The 21,831-nt window shown below is 58.4% G+C and carries 16 protein-coding genes; 13 read left to right on the plus strand and 3 right to left on the minus strand.

Annotation, left to right across the window (positions count from 1 at the left end; genetic code table 11):
* Positions 1 to 41: 41 nt before the first annotated feature.
* Positions 42 to 2,414, minus strand: coding sequence for a phosphoketolase family protein (locus B0E50_RS02790; protein WP_077439579.1), 2,373 nt, complete (start codon positions 2,412 to 2,414; stop codon positions 42 to 44).
* 288 nt (positions 2,415 to 2,702) lie between these two features.
* Between B0E50_RS02790 and B0E50_RS02795 the strand changes: the two genes are divergently transcribed.
* From B0E50_RS02795 to B0E50_RS02815, 5 genes are all read left to right on the plus strand, one after another.
* Positions 2,703 to 3,353: a BON domain-containing protein gene (locus B0E50_RS02795; protein WP_077439580.1), complete on the plus strand. Its 651-nt coding sequence runs from the start codon at positions 2,703 to 2,705 to the stop codon at positions 3,351 to 3,353.
* Between the two features lie 183 nt (positions 3,354 to 3,536).
* The gene (locus B0E50_RS02800) at positions 3,537 to 5,081 is read left to right on the plus strand and encodes a thymidine phosphorylase family protein (RefSeq protein WP_077439581.1); all 1,545 of its coding nucleotides are present in this window, start codon (positions 3,537 to 3,539) and stop codon (positions 5,079 to 5,081) included.
* Entirely contained in the window at positions 5,078 to 5,998 is a 921-nt protein-coding gene (locus tag B0E50_RS02805; RefSeq protein WP_077439582.1) for a ribose-phosphate diphosphokinase, read from the plus strand. Before B0E50_RS02800 ends, B0E50_RS02805 begins: the two co-directional genes overlap by 4 nt.
* Positions 5,995 to 7,422: an MBL fold metallo-hydrolase gene (locus B0E50_RS02810; protein ID WP_077439583.1), complete on the plus strand. Its 1,428-nt coding sequence runs from the start codon at positions 5,995 to 5,997 to the stop codon at positions 7,420 to 7,422. Before B0E50_RS02805 ends, B0E50_RS02810 begins: the two co-directional genes overlap by 4 nt.
* A 208-nt stretch (positions 7,423 to 7,630) precedes the next feature.
* Positions 7,631 to 8,668 (plus strand): zinc-dependent alcohol dehydrogenase family protein, encoded by a 1,038-nt coding sequence (locus B0E50_RS02815; protein ID WP_077439584.1) that lies wholly within the window; start codon positions 7,631 to 7,633, stop codon positions 8,666 to 8,668.
* Between the two features lie 715 nt (positions 8,669 to 9,383).
* On the opposite strand, the gene B0E50_RS02820 is transcribed toward B0E50_RS02815, so the two are convergent.
* Positions 9,384 to 9,950, minus strand: a complete 567-nt coding sequence (locus B0E50_RS02820; protein WP_254424011.1) for a TlpA disulfide reductase family protein — start codon at positions 9,948 to 9,950, stop codon at positions 9,384 to 9,386.
* 63 nt (positions 9,951 to 10,013) lie between these two features.
* Positions 10,014 to 11,084 carry a transporter gene (locus B0E50_RS02825; protein WP_254427171.1) on the minus strand — a complete coding sequence of 357 codons (1,071 nt, stop codon included), beginning with the start codon at positions 11,082 to 11,084 and terminating at the stop codon, positions 10,014 to 10,016.
* A 569-nt stretch (positions 11,085 to 11,653) separates the two neighbouring features.
* On the opposite strand from B0E50_RS02825, the gene B0E50_RS02830 reads away from it, so the two are divergent.
* From B0E50_RS02830 to B0E50_RS02865, 8 genes are all read left to right on the plus strand, one after another.
* Positions 11,654 to 12,985, plus strand: a complete 1,332-nt coding sequence (locus B0E50_RS02830) for an NAD(P)/FAD-dependent oxidoreductase (RefSeq protein ID WP_254424524.1) — start codon at positions 11,654 to 11,656, stop codon at positions 12,983 to 12,985.
* A 62-nt stretch (positions 12,986 to 13,047) separates the two neighbouring features.
* Positions 13,048 to 13,350, plus strand: a complete 303-nt coding sequence (locus B0E50_RS02835) for a high-potential iron-sulfur protein (RefSeq protein WP_077439587.1) — start codon at positions 13,048 to 13,050, stop codon at positions 13,348 to 13,350.
* A gap of 68 nt (positions 13,351 to 13,418) precedes the next feature.
* A complete protein-coding gene (locus B0E50_RS02840) occupies positions 13,419 to 14,486 on the plus strand; it encodes an FAD:protein FMN transferase (protein WP_077439891.1) in 1,068 nt (355 codons plus the stop codon).
* Between the two features lie 112 nt (positions 14,487 to 14,598).
* A complete protein-coding gene (locus tag B0E50_RS02845) occupies positions 14,599 to 16,689 on the plus strand; it encodes a NosR/NirI family protein (RefSeq protein ID WP_254427160.1) in 2,091 nt (696 codons plus the stop codon).
* A gap of 47 nt (positions 16,690 to 16,736) precedes the next feature.
* Complete coding sequence (gene nosZ, locus B0E50_RS02850; protein WP_077439588.1) at positions 16,737 to 18,713, plus strand: TAT-dependent nitrous-oxide reductase; 1,977 nt, start codon at positions 16,737 to 16,739, stop codon at positions 18,711 to 18,713.
* Positions 18,714 to 18,780: 67 nt separating this feature from the next.
* Entirely contained in the window at positions 18,781 to 20,070 is a 1,290-nt protein-coding gene (locus tag B0E50_RS02855; protein WP_077439589.1) for a nitrous oxide reductase family maturation protein NosD, read from the plus strand.
* Positions 20,063 to 21,001, plus strand: a complete 939-nt coding sequence (locus tag B0E50_RS02860; RefSeq protein ID WP_077439590.1) for an ABC transporter ATP-binding protein — start codon at positions 20,063 to 20,065, stop codon at positions 20,999 to 21,001. The genes B0E50_RS02855 and B0E50_RS02860 overlap by 8 nt, the downstream gene beginning before the upstream one ends.
* On the plus strand, positions 20,998 to 21,831 hold the full coding sequence (locus tag B0E50_RS02865) for an ABC transporter permease subunit (protein ID WP_077439591.1): 834 nt from the start codon (positions 20,998 to 21,000) through the stop codon (positions 21,829 to 21,831). Before B0E50_RS02860 ends, B0E50_RS02865 begins: the two co-directional genes overlap by 4 nt.

Here is a 21,831-nt window from a genome sequence, read left to right on the forward strand (position 1 = left end):
CAGCATGGGATGTGCACATCAATTTGGCTACAGAAAAGCGATTAACGCGCGGGGCCATGTGCCGGCCAATGCCACGCAGCCACCTCGGGCATATCTTCGCCATGCTCGCTGATATAGAGCTTGTGCCGTTCCATGATTGCCCAGTACCGCTCGGTAGCCTGTTGGACATAAGGACCGAAGCGGTGCACGCGCGTGATGGCATCCAACGCTAGCTGATAACGGTCGAGATTGTTCAATACCACCATGTCGAACGGCGTGGTGGTGGTGCCTTCGTCCTTGTAGCCGCGCACATGGATATTGTCATGATTGCGCCGACGATAAGTCAGCTTGTGAATCAGTGATGGGTAGCCGTGGAAGGCAAAAATCACCGGCCTGTCCGTGGTGAACAACGCGTCGAAATCGCGCTCCGACAGTCCGTGCGGATGTTCGGATTGCGGCTGCAGCACCATCAGATCCACGACGTTGACGACGCGGATCCGGATGTCCGGAATGAAGCCGCGCAGCAGGGTCACGGCGGCCAGGCATTCGAGCGTCGGCACATCTCCCGCGCAGGCCATCACGACATCTGGGTTGCCACCATCGTTGCTCGCCCATTCCCATACGCCGGCGCCGGCGGCGCAGTGCTTCGCGGCGTCGTCGATATCCAGCCACTGCCATTCCGGTTGCTTTCCGGCCACGATCAGGTTGATGTAGTTGCGGCTGCGCAGGCAATGATCGGCCACCGATAACAGGCAGTTGGCGTCTGGCGGCAGGTAGATGCGCACCACTTCCGACTTCTTGTTCGCAACGATATCGATGAAGCCGGGATCCTGGTGCGAGGAGCCGTTATGGTCCTGCCGCCATACATGCGAAGTAAGTAGGTAGTTCAATGACGCTACGGGTGAACGCCACGGAATGTGGCGCGCGACCTTCAGCCACTTGGCATGCTGGTTGAACATCGAATCGATGATGTGAATAAATGCTTCGTAGCAGGAAAAGAAACCATGGCGGCCGCTGAGCAGGTAGGCTTCCAGCCAACCCTCGCATAGATGCTCGCTCAGAACTTCCATGACACGGCCATCGGCGCTGAGATGGTCATCGACCGGATCGATGTCGGCCATCCATTCCTTGCCTGTAACTTCATAAACCGCATCCAACCGGTTGGATGCGGTTTCGTCCGGCCCGAACAGGCGGAAATTCCGGCTGTCCAGGTTGAGACGCATGACTTCGCGCAGAAAGCCGCCGAGCACACGTGTCGCCTCGGCTTCGACGGAACCCGGCGCGTTGACAGCTACCGCATGATCGCGAAAATGCGGCATCACCAACGGCTCCAGCAGTTCCCCGCCATTGGCGTGCGGATTGGAGCCCATGCGGCGGTGTCCGGTCGGTGCGATTGCGGCCAGCTCGTGGCGGAACTGGCCGGTGCCATCGAAGAGTTCTTCCGTGCGATAGCTCTTCATCCAGGCTTCGAGCTGAGCGACGTGCTCGGGTTTGTCGAACTGCGCAATCGGCACCTGGTGCGCACGCCAGGTGCCTTCGACCGGCAGGCCGTCGACGGTCTTGGGCCCGGTCCAGCCTTTTGGAGTGCGGAAGATCAGCATCGGCCAGCGCGGGCGCTGGATCGTTCCGCTTTTCGCGCGTGCTGCCTGCTGAATGCTCTGGATCCTGGCGAGGATCTCATCGAGCGTGGCGGCAAGATCCTGATGAACGGCGGCTGGGTCGCTGCCTTCGACGAAATAGGGCTCGTAGCCATAGCCGCGGAACAGGTTCACCAATTCCTCACGGCTGATGCGCGCGAGAATGGTCGGATTCGCGATCTTGAAACCGTTCAGATGAAGAATCGGCAGCACTGCACCGTCGCGCGCGGGATTGAGAAACTTGTTCGAATGCCAGCTGGTCGCCAGCGCTCCGGTTTCCGCTTCGCCGTCGCCCACCACGCAGGCGACGATCAGATCCGGATTGTCGAACGCCGCACCGAACGCGTGCGCAAGCGAGTAGCCCAGTTCGCCACCTTCATGGATCGAGCCGGGCGTATCCGGGGAAACATGGCTGGGCACGCCGTACGGCCAGGAGAATTGGCGGAACAGTCGTCGCATACCATCGCGGTTACGCTCGATCGCCGGATAGCGTTCGGTATACGAGCCTTCCAGATAGGTCTGTGCCACCAGTCCTGGTCCACCATGGCCTGGGCCGGTGATGAAGATCATGTTGAGATCGTTTTGCTTGATCAGCCGGTTTATATGCACGTACAGCATGTTCAGGCCCGGCGTGGTGCCCCAATGACCGAGCAGGCGCGGCTTGATGTGTTCGCGCTTCAACGGCGTTTCCAGCAACGGATTGTCGCGCAGATAGATCTGGCCAACGGACAGGTAATTGGCGGCGCGCCAATAGGCGTCCATTTTCTGCAGTTGTTTGGCGGACAAGGGGTTTGGCATAGGACCTCCCGGTTAGATGGGTTGTGTGGTGATCACCACGCGTCACTGCCATCTTTTAAGCCCTATGGGCGAGGGGCGGTTTGATTTGCGTCAAGGGGAGGCGTGCCTTTCGTACCCGTAATCTGCTGCGCACGCGGCGCCGTTGGAATGTGCTGCAAGGTTGATCTAGATCAACACGCGGACATGTCCCATTTCTAAAGTGACTACGCATCGATTGCGACCTTCCACTTCGCATCGACCTGCTTGTGCCTGCAATGCATTCACTGATCAAATATTTGAGGAAAGCTCATGAAAAATGATCGTCAACTTCAAGAAGACATCCTGAACGAGCTCGACTGGGAGCCCTCGGTGGAAACCAGTCGCATCGGCGTGGAGGTATCGGGAGGGGTCGCTACCTTGTCGGGTCATGTCGACAGCTATTCGCAGAAATGGGCCGCTGAGCGGGCAGCGCAGCGCGTCGCGGGCATCAAGAGCATTGCGGTCGAACTCGACGTGGTTTTGCCAGGCCCACATCAGCGCAGCGATACGGAAATTGCTTGGGCGGCCGCCCAAGCCATCGATTGGAATGCTTCGATTCCAAAGGATACGGTCAAGCTTGTAGTCGAAAATGGTTGGGTCACGCTCTCTGGCGAAGTCGAATGGGCTTTCGTTCGAAACGCTGCAGAAGCCAGTGTTCGCAACCTGTATGGCGTTAAGGGCGTAGTCAACAAGATCATCATGCGCCCGCGAATCGAGCCACGTGGTGTCAAGACCAAGATTGAAGCAGCGCTGTATCGTCGCGCTCATTTCGATGCTACCGCCATCACGGTTGGCGTGGAGGAGGGAACGGTGACGTTGACGGGTGAGGTCGATTCGTTGGCCGAGCGCAGTGCGGTCGAATGGGCTGCCTGGAGTGCGCCTGGCGTACAGAATGTTATCGATCATCTGGTCGTCGCTTAGTCACTTCCTTTGTTTGGAGAAGGAGATCGCTTCGATGCGATCTCTTTTTTTTTCGCTCTATTGCCATGCTTAAGCTGCATCACCTCGGGCTTCAGGCAGCCTTCAATTGATGAAGGTCAAGTCGACCACCCCTGAAGCGGCGTAAACATTCCCGGAACACGATTATTACCTGCCTGAATATCCATGTCCGCTCAAACAACAGGGCTCGAAACGTTTCCCGGGGCGCGCCTTGAAGCTGGTCACATACGCCGGCTTGGCATCGACACCGGGCATGAGCATGTCGTGTACCTCAATAAGGATTCGCCCGTTTGCCGCAGTGAGGGATTCGGCGCGCATTCTCGTCTTGAGCTCCGCGTGGGTACGCAGCGAGTGCTGGCGACATTGAACATCGTTCAGGACGGCTTGCTAGGCGCGGATGAGGTCGGGTTATCCGAGTCGGCATGGCTTTCCTTGCAGCCTGGCGCCGACGAGCGCGTGATCATTGCTCATCCGCCGAGCGTGGACTCATTGGCTTCGGTTCGGGCGAAGATCTACGGCCAGGAACTGGATGAGTCTGCACTGCACGGAATCATCCAGGACATCGTCGGCAATCGTTATTCCACCATTGAAATGGCGGCCTTCATCACCGCCGGCGGCGGCAATCGCCTGAGTATCAAAGAAGTCATCGCGCTGACGAAAGCCATGGTGCAGACCGGCACACAGCTGCATTGGCGGCAACCCCTGGTTGTCGACAAGCACTGCATCGGCGGGCTCGCAGGCAATCGCACCACACCCATCGTGGTGGCAATCGCGGCAGAACTGGGGCTTACGATACCCAAGACGTCTTCGCGTGCGATTACCTCGGCGGCAGGTACCGCCGATACCATGGCAATGCTGGCGCCGGTCGATCTGAACGAAACGCAGATACGCCGCGTCGTGGAAACCTGCGGCGGCTGCATCGCCTGGGGCGGCGCCATGAATCTGGCTCCCGCTGACGACAGGCTGATCCGCATCGAGCGTGCACTGGACGTCGACAGCGCCGGACAGCTGGTTGCGTCCGTGCTGTCGAAAAAAATAGCGGCAGGCTCCACCCACGTGGTGATCGATGTCCCGGTCGGGCCGACCGCCAAGGTGCGCGATCAAGCGGAAGCAGAGTCGCTGGCTACATTGCTGCAGCGAGTGGCGGCCGCGTTCGGCTTGCAGCTGCGCGTGTTGATCAGCGATGGTAGCCAACCGATAGGGCGCGGCATCGGCCCTGCGCTGGAAGCGCACGATGTCCTGGCGGTGCTGCGCAACGAACCGCATGCCCCGGCTGATCTGCGTGTTCATGCCCTGACTGTCGCCGCCGCCGTATTGGAGCTGGGTGACATTGCGAGCGCCGGCTCCTCGCTTGCGATGGCGACAGCCTGCCTGGAGACGGGCAGGGCGTGGCAGCGCTTCCAAGCCATTTGCGCCGCGCAGGGCGGTATGCGTACACCGGGGAAGGCCGCTTATCAGCAAGTTGTTCCGGCCGCGCAGCCAGGGCGTGTGAGTGCGATCGACAATCGCCGCTTGTCCCGCGTCGCCAAGCTGGCCGGTGCGCCTGCCGCACCGCTAGCCGGGCTGACGCTCGACGCGCATCTCAGTGAAGTGGTGGTGGCCGGGCAACCACTTTTCACGATCCACGCGCAAAGTCCCGGTGAGCTGGCTTACGCGATGGAATACATATCCCGGCATCCCTGCATCGTTTACGTCGAGGCGTCCACATGAACTCGCTCTATGCCATGCCCGGCAATGAGGCTTTTGCCGAATTGTTGTCGCTGCATACGGGTTATCAACGCCGGCAGCTGTTGCTGCACCATTTCCCGGATAGCGAAACGCTGGTTCGAATGGCACCACCAACCCCGGGCGGCGACGCCGTGATCGTATGCACGCTGGATCGCCCGGATCCCAAGGCACTCCCTTTGATGATGGCGGCAGCGACCGCGCGCGAACTGGGTGCGGCGCGCGTCGGCCTGGTAGCCCCTTATCTGGCCTATATGCGCCAGGACACGCGCTTCCATCCTGGCGAAGCCATTTCCGCCAAGATCTTCGCTGATTGGCTGGGTCACACCTTCGATTGGTTGGTCACGGTGGACCCGCATCTGCATCGCTACGCGACGCTTGCCGAGGTATATCCGAACGCTGCGCACGTCGTGCATGTGGCATCGCAACTGGCTGTCTGGATCGATGCCCACGTAACAATGCCGCTGATCGTCGGGCCAGATCAGGAAAGTGCGCAGTGGGTGACGGCGGTGTCGAACCTGCTGTGTGCACCGAGCGTGGTGGCGCACAAGGAACGCCATGGCGATCGCGATGTGGAAATCCTTCTGCCTGAGATGGACAAGTGGCGGGATCACACGCCGGTCTTGGTTGACGACATCATCGCCAGCGGCGAGACCATGGTTCAGACGCTGCGCTGCCTGCATGCAAGGACATCCTTGCCGCCTGTGTGCGTAGCCGTGCATGGCGTATTCGCCGAGGGTGCACTTGAAGGTCTGCTCGCTGAGGGAGCCGGGCTGGTTGTCACCAGCAACAGCGTCATCACCGACACGACGCAGATCGACATCAGCAAGCCGGTCGCCGAAGCGATGGTCAGCCTGTGTGAGGCTAACCCGACCGAGACAGCGAGGAGGACACCAGCATGAGTACCGAAAAGATCATCTATAGTTGCCACGGGGCGGCCAGGGAGGTTACTGGCTCATGTCATCTTCTGCGTTGTGGCGATCGGCACGTGCTGATCGACTGCGGCCTTTTCCAAGGCGGCCGCGAGCAGGAACGGGCCAATTTCGAGCCTTTCGGATTCGATCCCGCCAGCATCGACGTTCTGCTGCTGACCCACGCGCACCTCGACCATTGCGGGAGAATCCCCAAACTGATTCGTGAGGGATTTCACGGACGTATCCTGGCTACAGCGGCGACTCGTGACCTCGCTCGCGTCGTAATGTTGGATGCAGCGGGCCTGCAGGAAGAGGATGCGCGTCGTGCGCAACGTAGCGGGCGGCGGCGCGATGAAGCATACAGCGAGCCTCTCTATACCTTGGACGATGCATTGCATGCCATGGACTATTTTGCCGATCCGGTGGCCTACGACATGGACGTGCCTGTTATCGACGGTGTCCGCGCACGTTTTCAGGATGCCGGTCATATTCTTGGTTCGGCGTCCATCCTGGTCACCATCGAGCAGGGGGCGCAGCCACTGCGCATACTTTTCTCCGGTGACCTGGGGAACCCAGGACGGCCCATCTTGCGCAATCCGGTTCCCGCACCTGAAGCGAATTACGTGGTGATGGAGACCACGTATGGTGATCGGCCGCATCGCGCGCTTCCCGATTCTGTCGATGAACTGTATCGCGCGATACAACAGACATTGGCACGCGGAGGCAATGTCATCATCCCCACGTTTGCACTGGAGCGCGCTCAGGAAGTTCTCTATTACCTTCATCGAGGCATCCAGGGAGGCCAGGTTCCCGCGCATACGCCGGTATTTATGGACTCCCCGATGGCCATCTCGGCCACTGAAATATTCCGTCGCCATGCTGAGTGCTTTGACGATGATTTTCGCAAGGAGCTGGAGCAAAGCGATCCTTTTGCCATGCCGAATCTTCATTTTTGCCGGGACACTGCGGAATCGATGGCGATCAATCATATTGAAAGCGGTGCCATCATCCTGGCAGGCTCAGGCATGTGTACTGGCGGCCGAGTGCTTCATCATCTGAAGAACAACCTTTGGCGCCAGCGCAGCAGTGTGGTTTTCGTCGGCTACGCTGCGAATGGGAGTTTGGCCAGACGGATCGTCGATGGCGCGAAAAGCGTGCGCATCTTCCACGAAGAAATAAACGTGAATGCGCAGATCTGGACCATCAATGGATTTTCGGCACATGCCGATCAATCTGCGCTGCTGGATTGGCTCGGCAACACAAGTCGCAAACGCGTGCTGCTCGTCCATGGAGAGTACGAGCGAGGTATGCGGGCTATGGAGACATGCCTCGAAAAACTGGGTTTCGCCTGCCAGATCCCGCAGGCGCAAGAGGCTGTGGTACTGGCTGAATCGATAACGGAACTTACATAGGGGCATATGCCTGCTTCTTGATCGCGATCAAGATGTTGTCGTTTCGATGTTGCCATTGTGTGTTCGCAGCCATACGGCTGACACGGTCGAGCCTGTTCACTGATGCCGAAGTCAGGCAACTCGAGTCGACTGGGCCATCGCGCACCGGGCCCGAGGCTTTTCAGTGCTTCGCGTCCACTGCCGGCACAACGAACTTACGAGGTTCATTATGAAAGCGCTTGTTTACCTGGAGCCGGGGAAGAAGGCTCTCGAAGATCGCCCGATACCGGAGATTACTGCACCCACGGACGCCATCATCAAAATCCTCAAGACGACGATCTGCGGAACGGATCTGCACATCCTCAAAGGCGATGTGCCTACCTGCGCGCCAGGCCGGATACTCGGTCACGAAGGCGTCGGCGTTGTCTCAAAGGTCGGTTCCGCTGTCACCGCTTTCAAGCCAGGCGACCATGTGATCATCTCGTGTATCTCGTCGTGCGGGAAATGTGATTACTGCCGCAAGGGGATGTACTCGCACTGCGTCAATGGGGGCTGGATCCTCGGCAACACGATCGACGGCACGCAGGCCGAATACGTTCGCATTCCCTACGCCGACACCAGCCTTTACCACATTCCCGTCGACGCTGACGAAGAGGCCTTGGTGATGTTGAGCGACATTCTGCCCACTGGCTTCGAATGCGGCGTGCTCAACGGCAAGGTGCAGCCGGGATCAACCATCGCGATCGTGGGTGCCGGACCCATCGGATTGGCAGCGCTGCTGACGTCCCAGTTCTATTCGCCAGCGGGAATCATCATGGTCGATCTGGACGACAACCGCCTGGAAGTGTCCCGGCGATTTGGTGCCACCGCGACTATCAACAGCGCCGATGGCAAGGCGGTCGAGAAAGTGCTGCAGCTGACGAACGGCCGGGGCGTCGATACCGCGATCGAGGCCGTTGGCGTCCCACCCACCTTCGAGCTGTGCGAAGAGATCGTGGCACCTGGTGGCATCATCGCCAACATCGGCGTGCATGGCACCAAGGTAGATCTTCATCTGGAGCGTTTGTGGGATCGGAACATCGCGATCACCACGCGGCTCGTCGATACCGTGACAACACCGATGCTTCTTAAAACCGTGCAATCTCGGAAGATCGACCCGACGCGGCTGATCACACACCGATTCACTCTCGCCAAGATCATTGATGCATACGAAGCATTTGGCCACGCCGCGGAGACCCATGCGCTCAAGGTCATCATCGAGGCATAGGGTTGGTTTTTTGGTGCGTATGGGGATCCCGGTTACTTCTTCCAGGCTATACGCGGACATCACGATCGGATTACAGGTCTGCTCCATTGTCGTTTTTGCATCGGTGGTACCACATGCAGGGTCAGCACCCTCCGCAGAATTCGGTCAGGACGTGATCATCCAAAACCAGGGCAGCGGTTTCAAGGCAGGAGAGTTGCGTCATGAGATCGTGCCCGCTCTTTGGGCACGTGTGCGACCCTGATACATCTGCCAAATCTCGCGAACTGTTGGTGCCTGCACCAGATTTTGCCATCTCGTAAACGCAAAATCGCGGGAAGCGCAACGCGTTATCATGGTCTTGACCGTCTCGCAGACAGCACGCCCGCGTTGTTCGCAGAGACGATACGGACGAATCACTAAGGGCCGATTTCTCCACCTTAGGCCGCCACAAATACAGGGATAAGGTCACATCCATCAACCTGTGCATGGCCGGAATCTGGTGCGGCTTGAGCAGTGACGGCAGGCGTCGCAACAACACGTTGGTGCGACCTGTGTGGACCTTGGTAAATGAATACCTATTGATTGCGAGATCGAAAGCTGCCACCAGCACCGAGCCGAGGGGTGGCATTCGCGACCACAGCGAACTCCAAGGCCATCATGTCAACCTATATTTACGGCTCTACTCAGACAAGCCGGCGATAATTTGTTTCCGAGCCTATAAATGAGTTTCTTAGTCTCAATATTCTTGATTCAACAGTGGAGTAATCACTTGTTCGAGACGTATGACTGTCCATGCTGCTGAGTCGTCTTTCCAGCCATCGTCGACTAATCGCCCCTTTCGATCGATGGTGAAGCTGACTGGCAGACGCCAGATGCGACCGTAGCCTTGCACATGTGGGTCGCCGAGTAGACCCACTGGAAAGCTCAGGGTGCCCGCCGCGGCGCGGACCTGGTCGAGTTCATCCGGTGTGTTGAGGCTGAAGCCGAGTACGACCAAACCTTGCTGCGCATGGTCCCGTGCATAACGCGAGAGCAGTGGTAACTCCTCCCTGCACGGTTGGCACCACGTTGCCCAGAAAGTCACGATCACCACTTTGCCGCGCAGATCGTGAGTATCAATCTGCTTGCCGTCGAGTGTGGTTAGTGTGATCGGAGGCGCCGTCTGGCCAATGACAAGTGTGTTTGCCTGTGTAGGTGAGAAAGTTGAAAGTGCCAGTGCCAACGCAGTCGCGAGCACGATGCGAGGCCAAAACACCTTTGTGGTGAATATCGGTACTCGCACAGCAGGGCGATCCTCAAACAAGATGCGAACCGCTATGTGGCGGCACTCCGAATCTAACTGGTACGCACGTTACGATTTGCATAGTCACAACGCCAAGCTGATTCCCATCGTGCCGGTCCAGCCCGGAAACAGCTGGTAGCCCGCCAAATGGCTGTAGACCGGGACCTGCACGAAGGCGTAGAGCTGCAACTTTTTAGTGATGCTCGCACTGATGCCCGGGCTGAGGTAAGCCACCGTGCCGGCAGTGTCAGGCTGGTCGGCTAGCGCACCCTGATCCGCACTCTTGTGCAGCAGGTTGATCTGCAATTGAGGGACCCAGTTTGCGTGCGCCTCATAGCGCACACCAAAGCTCATGGTGGCCAGGTTGCCGGGCCGATAGTTGCCACCAGCGGAGCTGAGCTCTTCGGAAATCGCTGCTTGAAACTGACCGTCTATGAAGGCGTCAAAGTTCTGACTGATCGGTTGGAAGTAGTAACCGCCGACGATCAGATCGGTGCTTCCAGTGCCCGCCTGCAAGCTTGTATCAAGGGATTGGCCGACGCCGGGACCATTCTTGAACAGCACGGGAGTACCGACCAAGCGGCCATCGGCGGTCTGACCACCGTAGTTGCCGGTCGGTAGCTTGACGCCGAACTGGATGCCGAGATTGTGTGTTGGCAAGAATCCTTGATAGCTGCCAAGTAGCTTCATGTCGCCCAAGCCGGATACGCTGGCATTGCTTAGCTGATCGGGTGCACTTTCAGCGGATGTGTAAGGCTGAAGTTGAGTGCCGTACGTGGAGTGGTCGCGCGTTACGTAGGGAATCAACAGCGAGACTCCCCAATCCGCATTAAAGCGATAGTCCACGGAAAGGTTCACATACTGGTTGGCCGTGCCGTGCTCGATTTCACCGCCGCCAAGCGAGGGATCGGAGGGTTGATTGACCACTTGCTCGAGGTTTGCCCTGTGGCTACCGGTGCGAAGCTCATCCTGATCGATATAGGTGTAGTCGACGTTGATACGCCAGCCCGACTCCGATGAGTAACCGGTCGCAGCGTCTGTGCTCAAAGTGCAGCCGCACGTCGCACATGCCTCTGCGGTGAGCGGTATACCACTTAGCATCAGTACCCCAAGGGCGACAACCAATGGTTTGGTAATTAGTGGCATGAATGGCATCACGGTCTGATCCAAAGGACGGCGTCAATTTTCATGGGGTGATCACGGGTTCCAGCAGATCTATGGTCATAGCGCAAATAAACCTCGGCTAAGCGTTGACATTTCCGTGCAACCTCCTTGTCAATCCAGCGAGGATGCGTTTTCTCAATCTGAAAATTGGATTATGTGATCCCTTGATTGCTACTACCTGGCCAGCGCCAGTGGGAAGGTCAGTGGCTAGTGAGCAGCAGCAAGGGGGCTTCAGGTGGTACTCCTTGTGCGGTCTGCAAGCATTCTGGTGAGTGTCATCACCAAGACTCTTGACCGACGTCATATTCAGTTGCGAAAACGTCGGCACTGCGACCCAATGCCACATCTCTCGCACATGAATACATGGATGGAAAATACGAACTGTTTCCACCGCGGTAACTGTGGAGTTGCCGCTCAGATCGCTTATTGCATATCTTCAGCGAGGAAATCCGCGCGCGTGGTCAAATAGCGATCTGATTGGCGCGGCGGCGCTAGCTGTTCCTCGAGCATTTTGGCGAGTTTTTGTTCACGTCGCCGTCATTGGCGAAATGGAAAGCTCCTTGAGCTTGGCCGCCCGCATTGGATGGTCGGAAACCACTTGTTGTCAACGGTATATGGCTTCGCTGCCGTATCGCGTGGTCGTGCCCGAAATAAATCCTTTGGTGTGGCATTCGGTCACGGGCCGAGAACGGTTGAAATTGATCGATATCAAGAACAGACGCGTCGTGGTCGCGCAGACTTCTACCCACGTGGTGAATTCGCAAGAGGTGTGTATTTCAGTGTGCGAAAGGTCGATTTGTACAGATGCGGTTATCGTTGGAGCCGGCCCCGTAGGGTTATTCCAGGTGTTCGAGCTTGGCCTGCTCGGGGTCAGCGCGCACATCATCGACTCGATGCCACAGGTTGGTGGTCAATGCATCGAGTTGTACCCCGACAAACCGATTTACGACATCCCGGCGGTACCGGTGTGCAGTGCACGTGAGTTGATCGAGCGGCTTCAGGCACAAATTCGACCGTTCGCCCCGCAATTCCACTTGGGCGAGACGTTGACCACGGTCGATCGCTTGGAAAGTGGGCGCTTCAAGGTAACCACCAGTGCTGGGACCACGTTCAACACCGGAGCACTGATAATAGCTGGCGGTCTCGGGGCATTTGCGCCTCGCAAGCTCGCATTGCCTGACATCGAAGGTGTGGAGGGTCACGCGGTCCACTACAAGGTTATCGACGCCAGCAAATTTGATGGTAAGGACATTGTGATTGCCGGCGGCGGTGACGCAGCACTGGATTGGTCACTGGCACTGGTCGATCGTGCCAATAGCATCGTGCTGGTGCATCGTTCGACCAAGTTTCGGGCGGCACCCGCCCACGTCAAACGCATGCAGGAACTGTGCGACGCCGGTCGCATGCAATTCTTCGAAGGCGACATCGTGGGACTGGATGCGCCGGAAGGCGAGCTGAAGTGGGTACGTGTACGGGCACGCAGTGGTGTGGTGCAACGGATCGAGTCTGAGCAATTGCTGGTCTTCTGGGGATTGCATCCGGCACTCGGGCCGATCGCGGAGTGGGGCTTGCAACTCGATCACCAGCAGATCGTGGTCGATACGGCCACGTTCCAAACATCGAAAGGCGGCATCTATGCAGTTGGCGACGTGAGCACCTATCCCGGCAAGAAGAAACTGATTCTTTCTGGTTTTCACGAGGCGGCGTTGTGCGCCTTCGCCGTAAAGGAACACCTCAATCCTGGTGAGAAGGTGCATCTGCAGTACACCACGACCAGCCCAATTATGCACAAGCGCCTAGGCGTTGTGGTTGGTGCCGATGGCGCACCCATCGTGCCCGCGGCCAGTCCGGCCAGCGCCGGCTTGACCACCGATGTCGCCAGCAATACGTGAAATGCGTGCCAGCACGCGGTATGCGTGTGTGAAATGAAGCGACACAGTCCCAGGAGAAACCCATGAAAGAGAACAGCAATGAATTCGATGCTAGCCGTCGCACCCTGCTGAAGAGCGGCCTGACCATGGCGGCAATCGGGGCCGTGGCAGCCACCGGTCTGCTGAAATCCGCACCGGCGCATGCACAAGCCTTGGCCCCCCAGGCCACGATGATGTACCAGTCCACACCGCACGGTAAGGATCAATGCGACAACTGCATCCACTACGTCCCGGGCAAGACGCCAAAGTCCAACGGAACCTGCAAAGTTGTTGCAGGAAGTATTAGCCCCACCGCATGGTGCGTCGCCTATGCGCGTAAAGCCTAAAGCAGCGCGTCAAATGCTTTCCTGAAGATACTGTCTGGTTCGTTTTGCAGCCACTGGAGGCTGACGTCATGCATGTCCCGGAAAAAGCTGACGAGCCTCGGTCGCCCGGTCGCCGAAAACTCCTCAAGGCCTTCGTCGGTGTGGCAGCGGCCGGAGGATTGGTCGGAGGATCAGGCTGGTTCGTGCTCAAACGGGGACGGAACCTGTTCGAGGTGCGTCGTGAGCAGACGCTTATGCAGACTTCGGTAGCAATCACCTGCCTGGCCGACGACGTTGACAAGGCGGGCGTCGCCATTGACGCCGCGTTTCAGCGAATGGCCAGTACTGTTGCGGTGCTGACGCGCTTCGACCCGGCCGGTCCGGTGGCGCGCCTGAACCGTGATGGCCGTCTGGAGAATTTGCCGCCGGAACTCAGGGACGTTTTGCATCGCTCATTGGCGATTTCAGCGGTGACTGACGGTGACTTCGATATCAGCGTGTTGCCCGTCCTGGAGTACTTCGAATCGATGCGCCAGCCCGCCGTACTCGATGCGGGTGATCGTGTACAGATAGGGGAGCGAGATCATCTGATCAATTATCGCCGAATCGCGCTGGATGCGCAGGGCGTACGGTTCACCCATCCGGGTATGTCCGTCACATTGGACGGGCTGGCGAAGGGGTACGTCATCGACCAGGGGATTGCCTCGTTGAGAGAGTCGGGTATCGAAGACGCCCTGGTGGATGCAGGTGGCGATCTGCGTGCGATCTCCGGTAGCGATTTCAACCGTCAGTGGCACATCGGCATCGTTGATCCCGGCGACATCAACAAGGTTGCAGCCGTCGTGACAATACGCAATGCCGCACTTGGCACGTCCGGCAATTACCGGATCTTCTATTCGTCCGACAAGACGCTGTTCCATGTGATCAATCCACATACGGGTTATTCCCCACTGAATTACTCCAGCGTCACGGTCATGGCGGAGACCTCGGTGGATGCCGATGCAATGAGCGTCGCCGCCGCTTCGATGCCGGTGCCGCGGTTGCGCGAAGTGATGGCCTCGCAGAACGATCAATGGCTGGTCTTCTCCAGGGACGGTAGCAGGAGCTGGCGTTCGAAGGATCTCCCGCAAGTTTCGGGCAATCCGGAGGTGGTCTGACGTGCGCACACGGCCACCCGAAAGCCCTGGTCTTTCCGGGGTATTGCACACGGCCAAACTCGCCAGGAGGCTGCTCCTGCTTTGTGTGACCTGCCTGCTGATGCTTGTTTCCATGGAAGCCATCGCAGGCGTCGATCAGAAATTTCCCGAAGTGCGTGGCTACTTTCCCAGCGCAACCCGATTCGCGGATATCTCCGGCAAGCCGCCGGCAGCACCGGTCTACGACGGTGACAAGGTTATCGGCTACGTGTTCGAGTCGGTGATGGTAGCGCCGGTTCCGGCGTATTCCGGTGATCCAATCAATATCCTCGTGGCGATTGACCAGACTGGCAAGATCCTCGGCACCAAGGTTCTCGAGCAGCATGAGCCGATCCTACTGGTCGGCATTCCGGTGCAGCGACTTTACGATTTCGTTGAGCGTTATGTCGGCCACAGCGTCAAGGACAAGATCGTCGTCGGTGGAAGCGATGTTCCCGGGACTACAAAAATTGATGCGATCAGCAGCGCCACCGTCACCTCGATGGTGGTCAATGAGACGATCATGAATGCAGCGCTGGAAGTAGCCGTGTCGCGGCATCTGGTGACCGGTATGCCGGCCACCGAAAATGCGCTGGCCACCATCCGGGCCGACTATCTCAAGAAGGCTAATTGGCAGCAGCTGACGGGGAACGGGGCTTTCCGCCAGTTGAACATCACTCGAGGGACGGTCATCGATGCCTTCAAGGGGCAGCCCGAGAGCGGCTTGGTCGACGATCCGACCGCACCATCACCGGGTCATGAGAACGACACGTTCATTGACCTCTATTACGCCGACATCACCCCGCCGACTGTAGGCAGAAACCTGCTCGGCGACGCCACCTACAAAGCGATGATGCAGAACCTCAGTCCCGGCGATGAAGCGATTGCGGTCGTCGCCAACGGTGTCTATTCGTACAAGGGATTGGGCTACGTGCGCGGCGGCATCTATGACCGGCTGCATATTGTCCAAGACAGCAAGTTGTTCCTTTTCAAGGATACTGATTACGTGGCGCTCGACAACCCGGAACTGGCCGGGATGCCGAGCTTTAACGAGAACGGCATTTTCATCCTGCACCATGGACAGGGGTTCAATGCCGGTGGCCCATGGACGCTGCAGCTGCTGGTCAGGCGGCAGATCGGGCCGCTGAAAAGCATCTACAGCACGTTTAGCGGGGGCTACCAGATCCCTGCCGACTACGTCATCCAGCCGAAGGTCAACAGCAGTCCGATTCCTGATGACGCTCCATTGTGGGTGAAGGTCTGGTACGGCAAGCGCTTCGAGATTGCCGTGCTGGTAGCCGGACTGCTCTTCCTGTCGCTGATCCTGATTTTCCAGGACTGGGTGGTCAAGCGTCCAAAGCTGCTGGAACGCGTCCGTGTCGGCTTTCTGATCTACACCGTCGTGTTCATCGGCTGGTACGGCCTGGCGCAGCTTTCGGTGGTGAACATCCTGACCTTCGTCAATGCGGTGATCCACGGCTTCCACTGGTCCATCTTCCTGATGGATCCCCTGATCTTCATCCTGTGGACCTTCGTGGCGGTGTCCCTGCTATTGGTGGGGCGGGGCGTGTATTGCGGCTGGCTGTGCCCGTTTGGCGCCATGCAGGTGCTGATCAACAAGGTGGCGTTGAAGTTCAAGGTGCCGCAACTGGAACCACCACCGTATGTGCATGAGCGGTTGTGGGCGATCAAGTACATCATCTTGCTGTTCCTCTTTGGCCTGTCGCTGCAGTCGGTGGGTCTGTCCGAGCGCTTCGCGGAGGTCGAGCCGTTCAAGACTGCGGTCAATCTGCACTTCATGCGCTCCTGGGGCTTTGTTCTTTACGCGGTGATCCTGCTCGTCGCGGCAGCGTTCATCAACAAGTTCTTCTGCCGCTACATCTGTCCGCTAGGTGCCGGCCTTGCTGTTTCAGGGCGCTGGCGCCTGTTTGAGTGGCTGCGTCGGCGCAAGGAGTGCGGACATCCCTGCCAGATCTGCGCCAACGAGTGCGAGGTCAGGGCGATCAGTCCGCTGGGTCCGATCAACTACAACGAGTGTCACTACTGCCTGGACTGCCAGGTGACCTACGAAGACGACCACAAGTGCCCACCTCTGGTCGAACATCGAAAGAGAAAAGAGAAGGCGTCACGCCCGTTGCCAACGCGTGTCGTCACCACAGATGCACAGGCAGAAAGACCTAGGTAGGCCAGCAATCTGGTTGGGATGCCACTAATTTTTGAGGAGCGATAGCAATGAGCGACAAGACAAACGAACAGAATCCGGAATTGAAAGCCGGCCAGTTCAGAGCGCTGACGGAAGAGGAGATTGCCTCGCTTCCTGGTTCGCCGGGGAACCTTGGCCGCCGTGGTTTCATGAAAATGGGCGCACTGGCGGGTCTTGCCGGCGTCGGTGGCACGCTGCTAGCCGGATGCGGCCGCGCGTCGACGGGCGAACAGCCCGTGTCGAGTAAGGCCCCCGCCCCTGCAGCCACGGGCATGCCGGAGGATCACGTTGCGCCGGGCAAACTGGACGAATACTACGGTTTCTGGAGCGGCGGCCAGTCCGGCGAAATGCGTATTCTGGGCCTGCCGTCGATGCGTGAACTGATGCGCATCCCGGTGTTTAACACCGACTTCGCCATCGGCTGGGGCATCACCAACGAGAGCAAGCGGGTATTAGGCGAGAACTTTCCCCGAGGTGGTGACCTTCATCATCCGCATATGAGTCAGACGAACGGTCATTACGACGGGCGCTACCTGTTCATGAACGACAAAACGGGCTGTCGTATCGCACGCATCCGCTGTGATGTGATGCGCACCGACAAGATCACCAGCATTCCCAATGTAGCGGACGTCCACGGCCTGCGCGTGCAGCGTGAGCCACGCACCGGTTACGTGTTCGCCAACTCGGAATTCAGAGTTCCCAGTCCCAACGACGGCCGTGACCTGGACGATCCGAAGAAATACCAGTGCGTTTTCACGGCGGTGAACGGCGACACCATGGAAGTGGCATGGCAGGTCATCGTCGATGGGAACCTGGACAATACCGATTGCGATTACGACGGCAAATACGTGGCCTCGACCTGCTACAACAGCGAGGGGGCCGTGGATCTTGCCGGCATGATGCAGGGCGAGCGCGACTGGGCCGTCGTGTTCAACATCAAGCGCATAGAGGCGGCAGTCAAGGCCGGCAAATTCAAGACCATCGGCACGTCCAAGGTGCCAGTGGTGGACGGACGCCATGGTTCGGAACTGACCATGTACATCCCGGTCCCGAAGAACCCGCACGGCCTCAATTCCAGCCCGGACGGCAAGTATTTCGCTGCCGCCGGCAAGTTGTCGCCGACGGTCACCCTGATGGCGTGGAGCAAGGTCGACGACTACTTTGCCGGCAAGCTCAAAGATCCGCGTGATGCTGTGGTGGCCGAGCCACAACTGGGCCTAGGGCCATTGCATACGGCTTACGACGGTCGTGGCAATGCGTACACCACGCTGTTCATCGATAGCCAGATCGTAAAATGGAACATCCAGGACGCGATCGACGCCTATGCGGGCAAGAAGGTCAACTACCTGCGCCAGAAGCTCGATGTCGCCTACCAGCCTGGCCACAACCACACGTCGCTGGGCGAAACGCGCGATGCGGATGGCAAGTGGCTGGTATCGCTGAACAAGTTCTCGAAGGATCGTTTCCTGGCGGTCGGCCCACTGCATCCGGACAACGATCAATTGATCGACATTTCCGGCGACCAGATGGTGCTGGTGGCGGATGCACCGGTCTTCTCGGAGCCCCATGATTCCGTGATCATTCCGAGCCGACTCATGGCGGGCAAGATCAAGCGCATTTGGGATCGCAAGGACCCGTTCTTTGCCGAAACCGTCGCCCAGGCGACGAAGCACGGCATCGTTTTGGAGAAGGACAGCAAGGTCATCCGCGAGGGCAAGAAGGTCTTTGTCTACATGACCAGCTCTGCGCCGACGTTCGGTCTGAACAGCTTCACGGTGAAGAAAGGCGACGAAGTGACTGTGGTGGACACAAACATCGACGACATCGAGGATCTGACCCACGGATTCTGTCTCAGCAACTATGGCATCAACATGGAGATCAGCCCGCAGGAGACTTCGTCCGTCACCTTCATCGCTGACAAGCCAGGAGTCTACTGGTACTACTGCACGTTCTTCTGCCATGCGCTGCACTTGGAGATGAGAGGCCGGATGTTGGTGGAAGCGTGATGAACGGCTGGATCCGCCGGAGCCTGTGTTCTGGCGGGTCAGCCTCATCCTCAGCTCGAGGTGTCCGTTGAACTTCCGCAGCCTTTGGCCTCTGCTCTTTCTCCTGCTTGCTGCATCTGGTCTCTGCCTGGCGGCGCAAGCGCCGTATTCCCTTGAGAAGACAATCGCCGAGGCGACGGCGGGGACGGTGGTTAACGTACCCGCGGGTGTTCACCATGTGCACCTGCACCTGAACAAGTCGATATCGCTCGTGGGCAGCCCCGGAGCAGTGCTTGATGGTGATGGTTCAGGCGATGTGATACGCGTGTCAGCATCTCATGTGCGTATCAATGACCTGACGATCCGCCACTCCGGTACGGACCTGACCGCGATGAATGCCGGTATCTACATTGACCGTGCGGTGGATGATGTGGGCGTCTCAAACAACAGGATCGAGAACGTGCTGTTCGGTGTCTATCTGGACGGTGCCAACCATGTGGTGGTTAACGCCAACACCATCGTTGGCGTGCCGCAATTGCGCGTGTCGGATCGGGGTGACGGGATTCACCTGTGGAATGACACCGGGTGCACGATTTCCGGGAATGACGTGAGCAAGACCCGGGACGGCATCTACGTCTACGTTAGCCCGGACAACAAGATCGAAAACAACCGGATCCATGACGTGCGCTACGGCGTCCACTACATGTATTCCAAACAGAATTTGTTAGAGGGAAACATTAGCTCCGGCAACACCGCAGGCTTCGCCTTGATGGCATCCGATCATCTGCGAGTCAAAGGCAATCAGGCGTATGACGACATGTCTTACGGGTTCCTGCTCAACTACATCAATTACAGCGAGATTCGCGGCAACGAGGTGCGCAACATCCAGGGACAATTCGATACCGATGGTCAGGTCGTCGACGGTGCCGAGGGCAAGGCAATCTTCGTGTACCTCTCCCAGGGCAATACGATCACGGACAACCTGCTGGAGCGTTCGCGTATCGGCATCCATGTCACCGCAGGTTCTGACCAGAACAATATCTACGGCAATGCCTTCGTCGACAACCAGACCCAGGTCATGTATGTGCAGAACAATTCGGAGGAATGGTCACAGCACCACCGAGGTAATTACTGGAGCAACTATTTGGGCTGGGATCTCAACGGTGATGGCATCGGTGATGTCCCTTACCGGCCTAACGATGGCGTCGATGTACTGCTGTGGAGATATCCGAGCGCACGGGTATTGATGTCGAGCCCCTCGATCCTGCTGATGCGTTATGTGCAGCACGCGTTTCCAGTGTTCACTCCGCCCAGTGTGCAGGACAGCTTTCCTCTGATGAGGATTCCCGAAAACTTGAGAGCGCGAGCAAATGATTAACGCTATTGATATTTCCGCTCTCGGCAAGCAATACAAGGGCGTCGCTGCCTTGGCCGGTGTCTCGGCGACCGTGCCAATGGGTAAGGTGGTTGGTTTGCTGGGCCACAACGGCGCCGGGAAATCGACCCTGATTAAGCTGATCCTGGGACTCATCGCACCGACCAGCGGTCACGTTGAGGTGTTGGGTCAATCCCCATGGGGGAGCAACGCGGTCTCGCTGCGTCGTCGCATCGGCTATCTTCCCGAGAGCGTGGCGTTCTACGGAAACCTCACCGGAAATGAGGTGATCAACTACCTCGCGAGCCTGAAGCGTGCATCGCGGGAACAGGCGAGTAAGCTGCTAGAGCGCGTCGGCATCGCGTATGCCAGGGATCGCCGGGTCTCCACCTATTCCAAGGGAATGAGACAGCGTCTGGGCCTAGCGCAGGCGCTGCTGGCAACTCCCGAACTCGTCGTGCTGGATGAACCCACCGGGGGACTCGATCCGCAGGCTACGCGCGAGCTCTATGACATAGTCGGCGAGTTGCGTGCCGAAGGGCACAGCGTGCTGGTGTCGTCACACGTGCTGGCTGAGCTTGAGCCGCACATCGACAGCGCTCTGATCTTGCGCCAGGGCCAGCTGCTCGCGGCGGGCAGCGTTGGCGATCTTCGCCGGCAGTCAGGGTTGCCCGACATCGTCGTGGTGCAGCTGAAAGACGCTGCCGATCCGGTCGCCTTTGCTCGGGGACTGGATACATTCGCGCTGACACACGATGTGCGGTTCGACGGCCTGTTCGAGATCCAGATCGCCGAAGGGGGCAAGCTGGCCCTGCTGCAACGGCTTGTAACAGACCCTGCTGTCGAGGACATTGTGGTCAAAGAGGCATCGCTGGCGCGCCTGTATGACTATCTTGGCGCAGGCACAAAACAGCAGGGGAAGCAAAAGCCATGAGCAGCATCCTGATCATTGCCAGGAAGGAGTTTCGCGACGACTTCCGCAATCGCTGGACGATTGCCGTGGCGTTGCTGTTCGCCGTGCTGGCCCTAAGCATTGCCTACTTTGGAGGCGCCGCGGCCGGCAAGATAGGCTTTACCTCGTTCGACGCGACTTTGGCCAGCCTGACCACGCTGGCGGCCTTCGTGATTCCGTTGATCGGCCTGTTGATCGCCTATGACATGGTGGTTGGCGAACAGGACAACGGCACTCTGTTACTGGTACTCAGCTACCCGATATCGAGAGTCGAACTGGTCGCAGGCAAGTTCGTGGGTCACTGCTGTGCGCTGGCGACGGCTACCCTGGTGGGGTTCGGCGTGGCGGTGGTGATCATTCAGATCATGCAGCCCGAGGCGCGAACCTCAGGGGCCTGGCTCAACATGGGGAATTTCGTGCTCAGCGCTTCAATGCTCGGGGCAAGCTTCGTCGCATTGGCCAGCGTGATCAGCGTGATTACCCACGACAAGGCGCGTGCGGCAGGCTTGGCCCTGGTGACTTGGTTGGGCACGGTGATCATTTTTGACCTCTGCCTGCTGGCCATCCTGGTCTTCAGCGGCGGCAACGAGTGGGAGCAATCTCTCTTCCCACATTTGCTCTACCTGAATCCGATCGACGTCTTTCGGCTGATCAACCTGACCACGCTCGGATCGGGCAGCGGCAACGAGCTGTTCATGGGAATGACGGCGACCCACGTGTATCGCCCTTGGGTGCTCTACCTGGTCATGTTGCTGTGGATTGTCATTCCGTTTGAGCTGGCGCAGTTTCTGTTTCGTCGAAAGGAGGTATGA

Origin of the sequence: Rhodanobacter sp. C01, from assembly GCF_002001045.1 — a bacterium.
Lineage (GTDB): Bacteria > Pseudomonadota > Gammaproteobacteria > Xanthomonadales > Rhodanobacteraceae > Rhodanobacter.

Coding starts and splice junctions, on each gene's coding strand:
- B0E50_RS02790 (WP_077439579.1), bottom strand. CDS start 2,414: ATGCCAAACCCCTTGTCCGCCAAACAACTGCAGAAAATGGACGCCTAT.
- B0E50_RS02795 (WP_077439580.1), top strand. CDS start 2,703: ATGAAAAATGATCGTCAACTTCAAGAAGACATCCTGAACGAGCTCGAC.
- B0E50_RS02800 (WP_077439581.1), top strand. CDS start 3,537: ATGTCCGCTCAAACAACAGGGCTCGAAACGTTTCCCGGGGCGCGCCTT.
- B0E50_RS02805 (WP_077439582.1), top strand. CDS start 5,078: ATGAACTCGCTCTATGCCATGCCCGGCAATGAGGCTTTTGCCGAATTG.
- B0E50_RS02810 (WP_077439583.1), top strand. CDS start 5,995: ATGAGTACCGAAAAGATCATCTATAGTTGCCACGGGGCGGCCAGGGAG.
- B0E50_RS02815 (WP_077439584.1), top strand. CDS start 7,631: ATGAAAGCGCTTGTTTACCTGGAGCCGGGGAAGAAGGCTCTCGAAGAT.
- B0E50_RS02825 (WP_254427171.1), bottom strand. CDS start 11,084: ATGCCATTCATGCCACTAATTACCAAACCATTGGTTGTCGCCCTTGGG.
- B0E50_RS02835 (WP_077439587.1), top strand. CDS start 13,048: ATGAAAGAGAACAGCAATGAATTCGATGCTAGCCGTCGCACCCTGCTG.
- B0E50_RS02840 (WP_077439891.1), top strand. CDS start 13,419: ATGCATGTCCCGGAAAAAGCTGACGAGCCTCGGTCGCCCGGTCGCCGA.
- B0E50_RS02845 (WP_254427160.1), top strand. CDS start 14,599: ATGGAAGCCATCGCAGGCGTCGATCAGAAATTTCCCGAAGTGCGTGGC.
- nosZ (WP_077439588.1), top strand. CDS start 16,737: ATGAGCGACAAGACAAACGAACAGAATCCGGAATTGAAAGCCGGCCAG.
- B0E50_RS02860 (WP_077439590.1), top strand. CDS start 20,063: ATGATTAACGCTATTGATATTTCCGCTCTCGGCAAGCAATACAAGGGC.
- B0E50_RS02865 (WP_077439591.1), top strand. CDS start 20,998: ATGAGCAGCATCCTGATCATTGCCAGGAAGGAGTTTCGCGACGACTTC.